The 15,272-nt window shown below is 70.8% G+C and carries 13 protein-coding genes; 10 read left to right on the top strand and 3 right to left on the bottom strand.

The window, feature by feature from the left end; all coding sequences use genetic code 11:
* The first annotated feature begins 112 nt into the window (after positions 1 to 112).
* Both ASD23_RS16400 and ASD23_RS16395 read left to right on the top strand, forming a co-directional pair.
* A complete protein-coding gene (locus tag ASD23_RS16400; RefSeq protein WP_056013871.1) occupies positions 113 to 1,309 on the top strand; it encodes a N(5)-(carboxyethyl)ornithine synthase in 1,197 nt (398 codons plus the stop codon).
* A 181-nt stretch (positions 1,310 to 1,490) separates the two neighbouring features.
* On the top strand, positions 1,491 to 2,369 hold the full coding sequence (locus ASD23_RS16395; RefSeq protein ID WP_129232281.1) for a glycerophosphodiester phosphodiesterase: 879 nt from the start codon (positions 1,491 to 1,493) through the stop codon (positions 2,367 to 2,369).
* A gap of 17 nt (positions 2,370 to 2,386) precedes the next feature.
* Here ASD23_RS16395 and ASD23_RS16390 read toward each other — a convergent pair whose 3' ends face one another.
* Positions 2,387 to 2,935: an O-acetyl-ADP-ribose deacetylase gene (locus tag ASD23_RS16390; RefSeq protein WP_056013863.1), complete on the bottom strand. Its 549-nt coding sequence runs from the start codon at positions 2,933 to 2,935 to the stop codon at positions 2,387 to 2,389.
* Between the two features lie 8 nt (positions 2,936 to 2,943).
* Positions 2,944 to 3,222 (bottom strand): metal-sensitive transcriptional regulator, encoded by a 279-nt coding sequence (locus ASD23_RS16385; protein WP_022893547.1) that lies wholly within the window; start codon positions 3,220 to 3,222, stop codon positions 2,944 to 2,946.
* 71 nt (positions 3,223 to 3,293) lie between these two features.
* Between ASD23_RS16385 and ASD23_RS16380 the strand changes: the two genes are divergently transcribed.
* Both ASD23_RS16380 and ASD23_RS16375 read left to right on the top strand, forming a co-directional pair.
* Entirely contained in the window at positions 3,294 to 5,657 is a 2,364-nt protein-coding gene (locus ASD23_RS16380) for a heavy metal translocating P-type ATPase (RefSeq protein WP_056013860.1), read from the top strand.
* A gap of 62 nt (positions 5,658 to 5,719) precedes the next feature.
* On the top strand, positions 5,720 to 7,693 hold the full coding sequence (locus ASD23_RS16375; protein WP_056013857.1) for a DUF2207 domain-containing protein: 1,974 nt from the start codon (positions 5,720 to 5,722) through the stop codon (positions 7,691 to 7,693).
* 49 nt (positions 7,694 to 7,742) lie between these two features.
* Here the strand turns inward: ASD23_RS16375 and ASD23_RS16370 are convergent, their stop codons facing one another.
* On the bottom strand, positions 7,743 to 7,949 hold the full coding sequence (locus ASD23_RS16370) for a hypothetical protein (RefSeq protein ID WP_056013854.1): 207 nt from the start codon (positions 7,947 to 7,949) through the stop codon (positions 7,743 to 7,745).
* Between the two features lie 258 nt (positions 7,950 to 8,207).
* On the opposite strand from ASD23_RS16370, the gene ASD23_RS16365 reads away from it, so the two are divergent.
* From ASD23_RS16365 to ASD23_RS16340, 6 genes are all read left to right on the top strand, one after another.
* Complete coding sequence (locus ASD23_RS16365; RefSeq protein WP_056013851.1) at positions 8,208 to 10,331, top strand: DEAD/DEAH box helicase; 2,124 nt, start codon at positions 8,208 to 8,210, stop codon at positions 10,329 to 10,331.
* 171 nt (positions 10,332 to 10,502) lie between these two features.
* Positions 10,503 to 11,534, top strand: coding sequence for a 6-phosphofructokinase (locus ASD23_RS16360; protein WP_056013848.1), 1,032 nt, complete (start codon positions 10,503 to 10,505; stop codon positions 11,532 to 11,534).
* A 2-nt stretch (positions 11,535 to 11,536) separates the two neighbouring features.
* Complete coding sequence (locus ASD23_RS16355; RefSeq protein WP_056013845.1) at positions 11,537 to 12,019, top strand: 8-oxo-dGTP diphosphatase; 483 nt, start codon at positions 11,537 to 11,539, stop codon at positions 12,017 to 12,019.
* 91 nt (positions 12,020 to 12,110) lie between these two features.
* Positions 12,111 to 13,289, top strand: a complete 1,179-nt coding sequence (locus ASD23_RS16350; protein ID WP_056013843.1) for an inorganic phosphate transporter — start codon at positions 12,111 to 12,113, stop codon at positions 13,287 to 13,289.
* A gap of 5 nt (positions 13,290 to 13,294) precedes the next feature.
* A complete protein-coding gene (locus ASD23_RS16345; protein WP_056014928.1) occupies positions 13,295 to 13,630 on the top strand; it encodes a hypothetical protein in 336 nt (111 codons plus the stop codon).
* Between the two features lie 59 nt (positions 13,631 to 13,689).
* The gene (locus ASD23_RS16340; protein ID WP_082571607.1) at positions 13,690 to 15,201 is read left to right on the top strand and encodes an NCS2 family permease; all 1,512 of its coding nucleotides are present in this window, start codon (positions 13,690 to 13,692) and stop codon (positions 15,199 to 15,201) included.
* Positions 15,202 to 15,272 lie beyond the last annotated feature (71 nt).

Genomic DNA, 15,272 nt, shown 5'->3' with positions numbered 1-15,272 from the left:
TCAGGGCAGGCCGTCGATCGCGCGGCCGGTGATTCGACGGCGACCCAGTTCCTCGCGGATTCCTCTGAGAGAATCCGTCGCGCACGCACCGGCGGGAGACAGGACGTCCGAAATGGCCGGCACGACGACCCCCCGACTCCTCACGCTCGGGGTGCTCGCGCACTCGCGCAAGCCCGACGAGAAGCGGCTTCCGCTTCATCCGTCGCACTTCGAGCGCATCGATCCCGACCTTCGGGAACGGATGATCCTCGAGCACGGTTACGGCGAGCTCTTCGGGATCTCCGACGGCGAGCTCGAATCGTTCGTGGGCTCGCTCGGCACGCGTGACGAGGTCATCGCGCAGAGCGACGTCGTCCTCCTGCCGAAGCCGCAGGCGGCCGACCTCGAACAACTGCGCGACGGCCAGGTGCTCTGGGGCTGGCCGCATTGCGTGCAGGACCGGGAGCTCACCCAGCTCGCCATCGACAAGCGGCTCACCCTCATCGCGTGGGAGGCGATGAACCACTGGACCGCCGGTGGGGGCTTCGGCCTGCACGTGTTCCACAAGAACAACGAGCTCGCCGGATACTGCTCGGTGCTGCACGCACTGCAGCTGTGCGGGTCGACGGGAGACTACGGGCGGCGCCTGAGCGCGGTCGTCATCGGCTTCGGGGCGACCGCGCGAGGCGCCGTGACGGCGTTGAACGCCCACGGCATCCACGATGTCCGGGTGCTCACCAACCGCGACACCGCCGCGGTGAGTTCACCGATCCCGTCCGTCGACATCATCCAGTTCGAGCACGATCCCGAGGCTCCGTTCGAGAGCACGGTCAACACCGACGATGGACCGGTCGCGCTGGCACCGTTCCTCGCCGAGCGCGACGTCGTGGTGAACTGCACGCTGCAGGACCCGAACTCGCCGCTCACCTACCTGCGCACGGAGGACCTCGGTCTCTTCCGGCCCGGCAGCCTCATCGTCGACGTGTCGGTCGATGCCGGAATGGGCTTCGAATGGGCCCGCCCCACGTCGTTCGAGGATCCGATGTTCACGGTCGGCGACTCGACCAACTACTACGCCGTCGACCACAGTCCCTCCTTCCTCTGGAACTCCGCCACGTGGGAGATCAGCGAGGCGTTGATGCCCTTCCTGCGCACCGTCATGGAGGGCCCTGACGCCTGGGCGGCGTCCGAGACGATCGACCGCGCCACGGAGATCGCCGAGGGGCGGGTCCGCAATCACGCGATCCTGGAGTTCCAGCGCCGATCGGCGGAGTATCCCCACGGCGCCGTCGAGACCGATGAGGTCGTGCCACCCGCGAACGGGAGGTAACGAAACGGTAACGGTGTTGCTAGAGTGACCTGCACCGATCGCGCAACGGCGCGCGACGGTGGAAAGGCCCGAACCCGTGTTCCACCCCCTCGACACGGTCGCTTCGGCGACCCGGCGTCGGCGGCCCGCCCCAGCCGCCCCTGCCACCCGAACGACCGAACCAGCCCGACCGCCACGCCTCTTGAGCCCGCCGCCCCGCGGGGTGCGGGTCAGCCTCGCGAGCCTCGCCGCCGCCCTGCTGGCCGGGCTCCTGCTCTTCGCCCAGGTGCCCCCGACGGTCTACGCGATCGACGTCTTCGGGGCGCTCCGCGAGCCGGGGGAGCCGGCCTTCACCGTCGGCCATCGCGGCGACCGTGCCGCCGCCCCAGAGAACACGATGCCGTCACTCGAACTCGCCATGGACGAGCTCGCGTTCGTCGAGACCGACGTGCAGCTCACGAGCGACGGTGTCCCCGTGCTGTTCCACGACACGACGCTCGAGCGCATCACGGGCGACACGCGCTCGATCGGCGAGCTCGACGCCGCCGCCGTCGAGCGGCTCGACGCGGGTGCATGGTACGGCGCGGAGTTCGCGGGGACCCGGGTCCCGACGCTCGACGCCTTCCTCGAGGCCCTCGCCGAGCGCGACGAGGCCCGTGCCCTCATCGAGCTGAAGGCCGACTGGGGCGCCGAGGGCATCCGCGCCGTGACGGGGCTCATCGAGCGCCATGGCCTCCGCGGTCGGGTCGTGCTGCAGAGCTTCAGCCTCGAGACGCTCTTCGCACTGCAGCGCGTCGCGCCGACGATTCCCCGCATCATGCTCATCCGGGAGCTCCCGGCGAACCCCGTGCCCATGGCCGAGCGCCTCGGGGTCATCGGGTTCGGCACCACCGCGGCATCCGTCACCGCGCAGCCCGGCGCCCTCGTCGCCCTGCACGATGCCGGCATCGCCGTGCTCTGCTACACGCTCAACAGCCATGAGCATTGGGAGGAGGTGAGCGCGCTCGGCGTCGACGGCATCATCACCGACGAGCCGAGCGAGCTCGACGACTGGCTGGCCGTCACGGCGCCCGGCACCTGATCGAGCGCGCCCGCTGCTCAGTCGACGACTGCCTCGTCGATGGCGAGGGATGTCGCTGCCTCGGCGAAGACGTCGCGCATGGCGGGGGAGAAGAGCACGAAGCGGATGGGCTCGGGAGCGGGTGCGTCGGCCGCCGTCGAGAGCGCCACGCGCGCGACGTCCGCTGCCGGCCAGCCGTAGACGCCGGCCGAGACGGCTGGGAGGGCGACCGATGTCGCCCTGAGCGACGCCGCGAGGCCGATCGAGTTGCGGTATGCGGCGGCGAGCAGGAGCCGGCGTGAGTCGGCCTCTGGCCCCGCGCCGGGCCAGACCGGTCCGACCGTGTGGATGACCCAGCGCGCGTGAAGCCGGCCGGCGGTCGTCGCGACGGCCTCGCCCGTCGGCAGGCCGCCGGGCAGCGCGGTCGCGCGGAGGCGGCGGCACTCGGCGAGGATGTCGGGTCCGCCGGCCGCGTGGATCGCGCCGTCGACCCCGCCGCCACCGAGGAGCGAGGAGTTCGCCGCGTTCACGATCGCATCGACCCGCTGCACGGTGATGTCGCCCGTGACCAGCTCGATGCGCGGCATCCGCTCGCCTACCCCCGGTTGTTGGAGAGTTCGAAGATGCGCACGAGTTCGGCCACCGCTGCTTCGCGCTGCTCGCCGCCCGCCTCGTACATCTCGGTGACGTGGGTGCGGAGGTGGTTCTCGACGAGGAGCTTGTTGAGGGAGCCCAGTGACTTCTGCACGGCGAGCGAGAGCGTGATGATGTCGACGCAGTAGTCGTCGTTCTCGATCATCTTCTCGATGCCGCGCAACTGGCCCTCGATGATCTTCGTGCGGTGCATGGCGCGCTTCTTGATGTCCTCGATCACCTCAATAGGATACCTCGTTTGCGCCAGATACCCCAGGGGGGTACTGTTGGGATCCGGAACGATGAAGGAGAGTGGCGGATTTGCTGCAGTACGAGACCCGGACGATCGACCTCGGCATCGAGGGCATGACGTGTGCGAGCTGCGTCTCTCGGGTCGAGAAACGCCTCGGCAGGCTCGACGGCGTCGAGGCCGAGGTGAACCTCGCGACCGAGAAGGCGCGCGTGTCGTTCCCGTCGACGACGTCGATCGACGAGCTCGTCGAGGCCGTGCGGGCCGCGGGGTACACCGCGATCGTGCCCGCCGCCCCGACCGAGCAGGGCCCCGGCGATTCAGGCGCAGGCTCCGAGACCGGTTCCGCGCGGCAGGGAGCCCCGGATCGGGGTTCCGTGGCTCCGTCCGCCGATGCGGGGGAGCGCACCTCTGCGCGGAGCGGTGAAGCGGGCGCCGCGGCATCCGACCCGCTCATGACCAGGCTCGTGGTCTCGGCGGTGCTCACCGTGCCGGTCGTCGTGATCGCGATGGTGCCCGTGCTGCAGTTCACCTACTGGCAGTGGTTCTCGCTCGCCCTCGCGGCACCGGTCGTGGTGTGGGGCGGATGGCCGTTCCACCGGGCCACGGCCGTGAACCTGCGGCACGGTTCGCTCACGATGGACACGCTGGTCTCGCTCGGCACGCTCACCGCGTTCGCCTGGTCGCTCTGGGCGCTCTTCTTCGGACACGCGGGCATGCCGGGCATGACGCACGAATGGACGTTCGGGGTCCGGGGCACTCCCGGCGGGGACATCTACCTCGAGGTGGCCGCGGGCGTCATCACGATCCTGCTGCTCGGGCGGGTGCTCGAGCAGCGGTCGAAGCGCCGTGCCGGTCAGTCGCTGCGCACCCTGCTCGAACTCGCCCCGCGCGAGGTCTCGGTGCTGCGCGGCGAGGGCGCCGAGGAGCGCGAGGAGCGGGTGCGCATCGAGAGCCTGCGCCCCGGCGACGAATTCGTCGTGCGCCCCGGTGAGCGCGTCGCCGCCGACGGCGTCGTGCTGCGCGGGGAGGCGGGAGTGGACGAGAGCATGCTGACGGGCGAACCGGCACCCGTCGACGTGGCGCCCGGCACCTCGGTGACCGCCGCGACCATCGTGCACGGCGGCAGCCTCGTCGTCGCGGCCGAGCGCGTCGGTGCCGACACCCGGCTCGCGCAGATCGCACGCCTCGTGGAGGACGCCCAGCTCGGCAAATCGCGAGCCCAGCGTCTCGCCGACCGCATCTCGGCGGTGTTCGTGCCGATCGTCATCGCGCTCGCCGCGGCGACCGCGATCGTGTGGGTCGCGACGGGCAGTCCCGTCGAGCAGGCCATCACCGCGGCCGTGGCGGTGCTCGTCATCGCCTGCCCCTGCGCCCTCGGCCTCGCCACGCCGATGGCGATCCTCGTCGGCACCGGGCGCGGCGCCGAACGCGGCATCCTCATCACGGGGCCCGACGCGCTCGATCGTGCGGGGGATGTCGACACGATCCTCCTCGACAAGACCGGCACGTTGACCACCGGCCGGATGTCCCTCACCGGCGTGACGACCGCCGACGGCACCATCGGTGCGGCCGACGCAGGCGGAGCCGCCGCCCTCGACCTCGCCGCGGCGCTCGAGCGGAGCTCGGAGCACCCGGTCGCGCGGGCGATCGTCGACGGGGCGGATGCCTCGGGGCCGGCCTGGCGCGCACTGCAGGTGACCGAATTCCGCGCCCACGCCGGTCTCGGCGTCACGGGCGAGGTCGAAGGCGTGCCGGCCGCAGCCGGGCGACCGGCGTTCCTGGTCGGACTCGGCTACCGCATGCCCGCGGCGCTCGAGGCGCGTGCCGCGGCCTCCGACGACACTCTCGTGGCCGTGGGGTCGGCCGGTGAGGTGCAGGCGCTCATCGAGGTCGGCGATCGCGTGCGCGACGGCGCCCGCGAGGCGGTCGACCGGCTCCGCGCCCTCGGCCTGCGGCCCGCGCTCGTGACGGGCGACGCCGAGCGGCCGGCGGCGCGGGTCGCCGCATCCCTCGGCATCGACGAGGTGCACGCCGGCGTCAGCCCGGAGGGCAAGCTCGCGATCGTCCGGCGCGAGCAGGGCGAAGGGCACCGGGTCGCGATGGTCGGCGACGGCGTGAACGACGCCGCGGCGCTCGCAGCGGCCGACCTCGGCATCGCGATGGGCGGCGGCACGGATGCCGCGGCCTCCGCGAGCGACCTCGCCCTCACCCGTGATGAGCCGGGTGCGATCGCCGACGCGATCTCGCTCGCCCGGGCGACGCTGCGCACGATCAAGGGCAACCTGTTCTGGGCCTTCGCCTACAACGTCGCGGCGATCCCGCTCGCGGCGGCCGGGTTCCTGAACCCGATGATCGCCGGCGCGGCGATGGCGTTCTCGAGCGTGTTCGTGGTGCTGAACAGTCTCCGGCTCCGCCGGGCATGACGCAGGGCGCGGGCCTCGGTCGGGGGAGACCCCGGGGTCCGCGCCCGCGCTAGCGTAGGGGCATGCGCCGCTCCCGTTCAGCAGCCGTCATCGGCTTCGCCGCCGTGACCATCGGCCTCATGGCCGCACTCGCGTCGGCCCTCCCGGCCATGGCGGCAACCCCCGCTGCGAGCGCCCCGGCCGCGGGTGCGCCGCACGCGCTCGTCGCGCCTGCGCCTGCGCCCGCGGTGATCGGTGTCGGCACCGGCGTCGGCGGCGAGGTCGCGAGCGGCCTCGACGACTTCACCTTCGATTCCTTCGACGCCGTCTACGAGCTCTCGCGCGACGAGGCCGGCCGCTCGGTGCTCGACGCGACCGAGACCCTCGTCGCCCGGTTCCCCGAGTTCGACCAAAATCGCGGCATCCGGCGTGTGCTCCCGAGGTCGTATCGCGGGCACCTGACGGACATCGAGCAGATCACGGTGACCGACGGCACGGGCGCGCCCCGATCGTTCGAGGTCGAGGAGGACGAGGACGACGACGGCTTCCTCTTCGTCACGATCCGCGCCGACGACTTCGTGCACGGCGAGCAGACGTACGTGATCAGCTATCGCCAGCACAACGTCACGCTGCAGCCCGACGATGCGAACATCGACGAGTTCTACTGGGACGTGAACGGCACCGGGTGGGCCCAGCCCTTCGGCCGGGTGAGCGCCGAACTGCGGCTCAGCGACGACGTCGCCGCCGCCCGCACGGATGCGGTGGCCTGCTACCTCGGGTACGAGGGCTCGAGCACGCCCTGCGACTCGCTCGAGGAGCAGCCGGAGCCGCCCGTGATCACGGCCGAGGCCCTCGACGTGCAGCCGTACCAGACCCTCACGCTCGCGGCGGGGTTCGCCGCGGACACCTTCGTGCCCCGCGACGACTCGTTCGGCTCCTCGCCGGCGGCGGTCGGCGGTGCCGTGGCAGCGGTCATCGCCGTACTCTCGGCCGTCACGGCGCTGTTCCTGCGCATCACGCGCTGGCGCAACCACCCCGGGCGCGGCACGATCATCGCGCAGTACGAGCCGCCGCAGGGCATCTCGACCTTGATCGCCTCCGACCTCGTCGGTGCGTCGGCGAAGGGGGTGACGGCGACGATCCTCGAGCGCGCGGTCGCCGGTCAGTTGCGCATCGTCGAATCCGGCAAGAAGAAGTACGCCGTCGAGTACGTCGGCGCCGGCGGCCCGGCGGACCCCGACGCCGAGGCGGTCGTCACCGCCCTCTTCGGGAACCGTCGCATCGGCGAGCGGCGCGAGCTCGCGAACGACACGGCGCTCGGCAAGCGCCTGTACGCGATCAATCAGGGCGTCGGCAAGCACGTGGTGTCGGCGGGACTCCGCCGCAGGCTGGCTGTCGGGCTCCGGGTGCTGCTGCTCATCGTCGCGTCCGTCGCCTCGACGCTCTCGTTCGTGCTCGGCATCATCGCGATCGAGAACCAGATGGGCGGGTTCTGGCCGGCCGTCTGCTTCGCCGTCGCGATCCTCGCCGCGGTGGTCACCCTCTTCACGATCGCCGTGGTCCGTCCGCTGACCGAGCAGGGCCGTGCGCTCCGCGACCACCTCGAGGGCTTGCGACTCTACATCCGCCTCGCCGAGGCCGACCGGCTCCGCGTGCTGCAGAGTCCGAGCGGGGCGCTTCGGGTGGAGCGGCCGGCGGTACCCGATGCAGAGGCGGCGACGGATGCCGCGGCCACGCCCGTCTCGACGGTCGCCCTCGACCCGGTCACGGTGCTGAAGCTCAACGAGCGGCTGCTGCCCTTCGCGGTGCTCTTCGGCCTCGAACGCGAATGGGCCGAGGTACTCTCGGCCCTGCACGAGCAGGTCGGCACGGAGCCCACATGGTATTCCGGCACGAGCGGCTTCAACGCCGGCGTGCTCGCGTCGGGCATCTCGTCGTTCTCCTCGGCCTCGAGTTCTTCGTGGTCGGGATCGGCCTCGAGCTCGGGGTCGAGCGGCTCCGGGGGCGGCGGCTCAGCGGGCGGCGGAGGCGGCGGCGGCGGAGGCGGCGGGGTCTGACCGTCGTCGGCCGGACGGCGTCGCCTCCGGCAGCTGAGTGCCGCGCACGCTACTCGTCTGCTGCGGCAGCCGGATCGTCGGCGAGATCGACCCGGCGCTCGGCGTCCACGCCGGGCACCTCGTCGTCGAGGCTGTCGTCGATCGACCGCTCGTCGTCGTCGGCGACGTCGCCCGGTTCGTCGAACTCCGTGTCCTGCGACACCGTGAAATCCTCATCGGGCGAGACGCCGTCGCCCACCCCTGCGAGACCGTCCATGAGGCAAGGGTAGGCCTGTCGCGCCGATCCTGCACGGGGTTGACGCTAGACTGTCCGTGCGCACGACGAATCCGTTCTTCGTCCGACCGCGTGAGCTGGGTCCGAATGATCCCGAGTTCGCGCGCTGCTCGGTTCGGGATTCGCGCACCGCGGGCCACCGACCAGTTCGGTGCCGCCGAGCGGTCTCGAACATCTCACGATGTCGAGGGGGGCGCCGGATCCGGCCCAAGCGGAATCGGCCCAGACACTGGAGGACCATTGGCCCAGACGAGGCAGCGGCAGCGGACGCGTTCACGCGACGATGACGCACCGATCATCCCGATCCTCGCGCGCAAGGTGCGCGAGGTGGAGCAGAAGGCGCAGAAGGGCAAGCTCGGCCCGACGAACCGCACGAAGTTCCAGGTGATCGCACTCCTCATGCGCGAGGAGCGCGCACGGGTCAAGGCCGACACCGAGATCACGGATGCCGCGCGCTCAGAGCTGCTCAAGCGCCTCGACGGCATCGCGCAGATCCTCGCGAAGACCGCGGCCCGCGACACGAGCCTCATCGCACTGCTCGAGCCCGACGCCTCGATCTCCACGGTCGCGCAGCGGTTCCGCCGCGACTGGCTGCTCGAGTCGGGCGCGGAGCTCTCGCCCGACGAGCTCATCATCACCCGCGAGGCCGAGGTGACGCCCGTGCTCAGCGAGAACCAGGTGATCCCGGCATCCGTTCGCTCGCGCCAGCTCGCGAACCCGTTCCTCGCGCCCGACTTCTCGAAGCAGGCCGCCCCGGTCGTGCCGGTTCGCCGGCTCGCCAACTGGGAGCTGCTCGGTCCGCTGTTCAAGTCGTTCGAGGTCGGCTCCGGCGGCCAGGCCGCCACGATGGAGCTGCCCGAGGAGCCGAAGGTCGACCGGCTCGCGCCGCGCGGCCTCGAGCTCATGAAGCACCAGGCCCGCTTCATCGAGAGCGCCCGCCTCGGTCACCGCACGTTCCTGCTCGCCGACGAGCCGGGCCTCGGCAAGACGGCGCAGTCGGTGCTCGCGGCATCCGTCGCCGGCGCCTACCCGCTCCTCGCGGTGGTGCCGAACGTCGTGAAGATGAACTGGGCGCGCGAGGTCGAGCGGTGGACCCCGCATCGCCGTGCCACGGTCATCCACGGCGACGGCGACACGCTCGACGCCTTCGCCGACGTCGTCATCGTCAACTACGACGTGCTCGACCGGCACATGGCGTGGCTGTCGACGCTCGGCTTCAAGGGCATGGTCGTCGACGAGGCGCACTTCATCAAGAACCTGCAGTCGCAGCGCTCGAAGAACGTGCTCGCCCTCGCCGACCGCATCCGCCGTGCCGCGCCCGGCGGAGACCCGCTGCTGCTCGCCCTCACGGGCACGCCCCTCATCAACGACGTCGACGACTTCCGCGCGATCTGGAAGTTCCTCGGCTGGATCGAGGGCGACAAGCCTTCTCCCGAACTGCTCGGCAAGCTCGAGGAGACGGGGCTCACCCCGGCAGAGCCCGGCTTCTACAGCGCCGCCCGCCGCGCCGTGATCGATCTCGGCATCGTGCGTCGCCGCAAGGTCGACGTCGCCGCCGACCTGCCCGCCAAGCGCATCGCCGACCTGCCCGTCGAACTCGACGACGAGCTCGGCCGATCCGTTCGCGCAGCCGAGCGCGAGCTCGGCAACCGGCTCGCCGGTCGCTTCCGTGCGCTCGTCGAGGCGCGGCACCTGCGCATCGGCGACCTCGACGAAGACCAGCGCGACCAGTTCATCCGCGCCGTCGCGAGCGCCGAGCTCGAGGAGTCGAAGGCGACGAAGTCGGGCGAGAACGTCTTCACGATGGTCCGCCGCATCGGCCAGGCCAAGGCAGGCCTCGCGGCCGACTACGCGGCCCAGCTCGCGCGCTCCGTCGGCAAGGTCGTGTTCTTCGCGAAGCACATCGACGTCATGGACCAGGCCGAGGCGGCCTTCGCCGCGCGGGAGCTGCGCACGGTGTCGCTCCGCGGCGATCAGACCGCCCTGGCGCGCCAGGCGGCGATCGACGCGTTCAACAACGACCCCGAGGTGGCCGTCGCCGTCTGCTCGCTCACCGCAGCCGGCGTCGGCGTGAACCTGCAGGCCGCGTCGAACGTCGTGCTCGCCGAGCTCAGCTGGACCGCCGCCGAGCAGACGCAGGCGATCGACCGCGTGCACCGCATCGGTCAGGACGAGCCGGTCACCGCGTGGCGCATCATCGCCGCGCACACGATCGACGCGCGCATCGCCGAGCTCATCGACTCGAAGCAGGGGCTCGCCGCCCGTGCCCTCGACGGCAGCGACGTCGAACCCGGCTCCGCGGACTCGGTGCAGCTGGACGCCCTGCAGCACCTGCTGCGTCAGGCGCTCGACGGCGCGCTGTAGGCCGCGGGGCGCCGCGTGCGCGGCCGGGCGCAGCGCCCGGATCGCGCGACCGCGGTGCGCCGCCCGACCGCGTCGGAACGGGAAGTCGAGGTTCGCTAGACTTCCGGAGTCGTGCCCCGATGAAGCGGCTCCGGCGACGCATCCCCCAGAGCAACAAGGAGTCCCACGAGCATGAAGATCGGCATCCTCACGTCGGGCGGCGACTGCCCCGGCCTCAACGCGGTCATCCGCGGTTCCGTGCTGAAGGGCGTCATCTCGTACGACACCGAGTTCGTCGGCTTCCGCAACGGCTGGCGCGGCGTCGTCGAAGAGGACATCGTGCCCATCGTGCGCCACGATGTGCGCGGCCTCGCCAAGCAGGGGGGCACGATCCTCGGCTCGAGCCGCACCAACCCGTTCGAGGGCGAGGGCGGTGGCCCCGAGAACATCCAGCGCATGCTCGACCGCAACGGCATCGACGCGATCGTCGCGATCGGCGGCGAGGGCACGCTCACCGCGGCCCGTCGTCTCTACGACGAGGGCGGCATCAAGGTCATCGGCGTGCCGAAGACGATCGACAACGACCTGGCGGCGACCGACTACTCGTTCGGCTTCGACACGGCCGTGCAGATCGCGACCGAGGCCATCGACCGCCTTCGGACCACGGCGGACTCGCACGGACGCTGCATGGTGCTCGAGGTCATGGGCCGCCACGTCGGCTGGATCGCCCTGCACTCGGGCATGGCCGGTGGCGCGCACGCGATCCTCATCCCCGAGCAGCCGCAGTCGATCGAGCAGATCGCCGAGTGGGTCGAGTCGGTGCGCGACCGCGGCCGGGCTCCGCTGGTCGTCGTCGCCGAGGGCTTCACGTTCTCCGACATGACCGAGGCGCACTCGCACAAGGGGCTCGACGCGTTCAACCGCCCCCGTCTCGGCGGCATCGCCGAGCTCATCGCACCCATGATCGAGGAGCGCACGGGCATCGAGTCCCGTGCCACGGTGCTCGGCCACATCCAGCGCGGCGGCGAGCCGACCGCATACGACCGCGTGCTCGCGACGCGCCTCGGCATGGCCGTGGTCGACGCGGCCTACGACGGCGCATGGGGTTCGATGGTCACCCTCCGCGGCACCGACATCCAGACCGTCTCGATCGCCGACGCGGTCGGCACCCTGAACCGGGTGCCGCAGTCGCGCTACGACGAGGCGAAGATCCTCTTCGGCTGATCGTGCTGCTGCCCCAGGTGTGCGTCTGCTACCTCCTGCGCGAGCGCGAGGGGCGCGTCGAGGTGCTCCTGGGGCGCAAGAAGCACGGGCTCGGCATGGGCTACTTCGTCGCCCCCGGCGGCAAGCTCGAACCGGGCGAGTCGGCGACGGATGCCGCGGTGCGCGAGATCTTCGAGGAGTCCGGGCTCGTCGTGGCCGCCGACGACCTCGAGCCCCGCGGCATCCTGAGCTACGTCTTCCCGCACAAGGAGGCGTGGAGCCAGGAATCCAACGTGTTCGTGTGCCGCAGCTGGACGGGTGAGCCGGTGCCGTCCGACGAACTCGATCCCGAGTGGTTCGACGTGCGTGAGATCCCGCTCGACGAGATGTGGGACGACGCGAGCCGGTGGCTGCCGGGCGTCCTCGCGGGCGGCACGGTGCGGCGCACCTTCGTGTTCGGTGCCGACCTCGCTACGGTGGTGGAGGAGCCGGGTTCCGTCACGTAGTATCGATGGGTGCACGGCGAACGCCGCTTCTGCAAGGCACGTCCCCTGAACATCTGGTGAACCTCATCACCGATCCCAGAGAAAGACGCCGGTGGATCTCACCCTCATCGTCGTGCTGGTCATCGCACTGGCGCTCTTCTTCGACTTCACCAACGGGTTCCACGACACGGCCAACGCGATGGCCACGCCCATCGCCACGGGCGCGCTGAAGCCCAAGGTCGCGGTCGGCCTCGCCGCCATCCTGAACCTCGTCGGCGCGTTCCTCTCGACCGAGGTGGCCAAGACCATCTCGGGCGGCATCATCAAAGAGGGTGACGGCGGTGTGCTCATCACCCCCGAACTCATCTTCGCCGGCCTCATCGGCGCGATCGTGTGGAACATGATCACGTGGCTGCTGGGCCTGCCGTCGTCGTCGAGCCACGCGCTCTTCGGCGGTCTGATCGGTGCCGCGCTCGTCGGCTTCGGCGTCGGCGCGATCGACTTCGCGGTGGTGATGTCGAAGGTCATCCTGCCCGCACTGCTTGCGCCGCTCACTGCGGGGCTCATCGCGTACACGGCGACGAAGCTGGCCTATGCCATCACCCGGCGCTACGACGGCAAGCCCGACGGGCGCGACCGGTTCCGCCACGCGCAGATCTTCTCCTCGTCGCTCGTCGCCCTCGCGCACGGCACCAACGACGCCCAGAAGACGATGGGCGTCATCACCCTCACCCTCGTCGCCGCTGGCCTGCAGCCCGCCGGCGCCGAGGTGCAGCTCTGGGTCATCGTCACCTGCGCGATCGCGATCGCCCTCGGCACCTACATGGGCGGCTGGCGCATCATCAAGACCCTCGGCACCGGCCTGACCGATGTGAAGCCCGCACAGGGCTTCGCCGCCGAGACCGCGACCGCCGCGACCATCCTCGCCTCGAGCCACGTGGGCTTCGCCCTGTCGACGACGCAGGTCGCCTCCGGCTCGGTCATCGGCTCCGGCCTCGGCCGCCGGGGCTCGAAGGTGCGCTGGCGCACCGCGGGCCGCATCGGCGTCGGCTGGCTCCTGACCCTGCCCGCGGCCGGCGGCGTGGGCGCACTCGCCGCGGTCGTCGCCCACCTCGGCGTCATCGGCATCATCATCGACACGATCGTCGGCGTCTCCGTGATCGCCGGCATCTTCCTCTGGTCGCGCCGCAACGAGATCTCGCACCACAACGTGGTCAGCGAGGTCGCGCACTCCGGCCGCGCGGTGAAGATCAAGCGCAACCCGAAGCCGAAGAAGAAGGTGGCCTCGTGATCGACATGTTCGCGTTCCTCCTCGTCTTCATCTCCGCGATGGTCGCCACGGTCGTCGTGGTCTCCGCGTACTCGCTCGGGGTCCGGCTCCTCACGCTGTCGGGGCGCACGCCCATCGTGACGCCCGCCGAGTTCACCGACGCGATCACCGTGGTGACGCCCGCCGAGATCCGCCAGGCCGAGAAGCGTGCCGCCAAGGCGAAGAAGAAGAGCCCGTTGAGCGAGCGGCAGAAGCGTGCCGCGCTCGTGGGCGCGTGGGCGTGCTTCGCCCTCAGCGGCATCGCCGTGATCTTCGGCATCTACCTGATCGTGGGCGAGCACGTCATCAAGCTGTTCACCTGAGCAGCCCCAGTCCACCCGTCGTGCCGCACCCCGGCGCGTCCCTCATCGAAGGTTCCCGGATGACCACTGAAACGAGCCCTGAAACGACCCCCGAGACGACCGGCGGGGCGAACCCCGAGTCGGTCGCCGAGACGCCGCAGGCGAGCGGGAAGCCGTTGCACCCGATCGATCGATTCTTCGAGATCACGGGGCGCGGCTCCACCGTCGGCACCGAGGTGCGCGGCGGCATCGTGACCTTCGTCACGATGGCCTACATCGTGATCCTCAACCCGATCATCCTGTCGGCCGGCGTCGACGTCGACGGGAACCAGCTCGGGTTCGCCCAGGTCTCGGCCGTGACCGGCCTGACCGCCGGCGTCATGACGATCCTGTTCGGCCTCGTCGCCCGACTGCCCTTCGGCTTCGCGGCGGGGCTCGGCATCAACTCGTTCCTCGCGGTCTCCGTGGTCGGCCAGGTGACCTGGCCCGAGGCGATGGGCCTCGTGGTCATCAACGGCCTCATCATCGTGCTGCTCGCGGCCACCGGCCTGCGTCGCCTGATCTTCGACGCCGTCCCGATCCAGCTGAAGCTCGCGATCACGGTCGGCATCGGCCTCTTCATCGCGTTCATCGGCTTCGTGAACGCCGGGTTCGTCACGTCGACCGGCGCCGCGTCGCCGCCCGTCGGCCTCGGCATCGGCGGGTCCGTCGCGACGGTCCCCGCACTCGTCTTCATCTTCACCCTGCTGCTCACCGGCATCCTCGTCGCGCGCAAGGTCAAGGGCGGCATCCTCATCGGCCTCGTCTCCGGCACCGTGCTCGCGGTCGTCGTCGAGGCGATCTGGAACATCGGCCCCATGTTCGCGGGCGACGCGTTCAACGCGGGCGGCTGGAGCCTCTCGGTGCCCGAGCTCTCGGGTTCGATCGTGAGCCTGCCCGACCTCTCGCTCGTCGGACAGGTCTCGTTCGGCAGCTTCGAGCGCATCGGCGTGCTCGCGGCCGTCATGCTCGTCTTCACGCTCGTGTTCACGAACTTCTTCGACGCCATGGGCACGATGACGGGGCTCTCGAAGGAAGCGCAGCTCGCCGACGCGAAGGGCGACTTCCCGCGTCTCAAGTCCGCACTGATCGTCGAGGGCGTCGGCGCCGTCGCGGGCGGGTACGCCTCGGCGTCCTCGAACACGGTCTTCATCGAGTCGGGCGCCGGCATCGGCGAGGGCGCGCGCACCGGCCTCGCGAACATCGTGACCGGCCTGCTGTTCCTCGCCGCGATGTTCTTCACGCCGCTCGTCTCGATCGTGCCGACGGAGGTCGCCTCAGCGGCCCTCGTCATCGTGGGTGCGCTCATGATGGCGCAGATCAGGTACATCGACTTCTCGGAGTTCTCGGTGCTGCTGCCGGTCTTCCTCGCCGTCACCGTGATGCCCCTCACGTACTCGATCGCGAACGGCATCGGCGCGGGCTTCATCGCCTGGGTCGTCGTGCGCTCGCTGTCGGGCAAGGCCCGAGAGATCAGCCCGCTGCTCTGGGTCGTCGCGGCCGGCTTCCTCGTCTACTTCGCACGCGGACCGGTCGAGGCGCTCTTCTCCTGACCGTCGACTGAGACGCGGATGCCCCGGGGCCGATCGGCCCCGGGGCATCCGTCGTTCGTGGCTCGACTCGG

The organism is Agromyces sp. Root1464 (assembly GCF_001427265.1).
In the GTDB taxonomy this organism is placed as follows: domain Bacteria; phylum Actinomycetota; class Actinomycetes; order Actinomycetales; family Microbacteriaceae; genus Agromyces; species Agromyces fucosus.
This window is presented reverse-complemented; position numbering and strand designations above follow the sequence as displayed.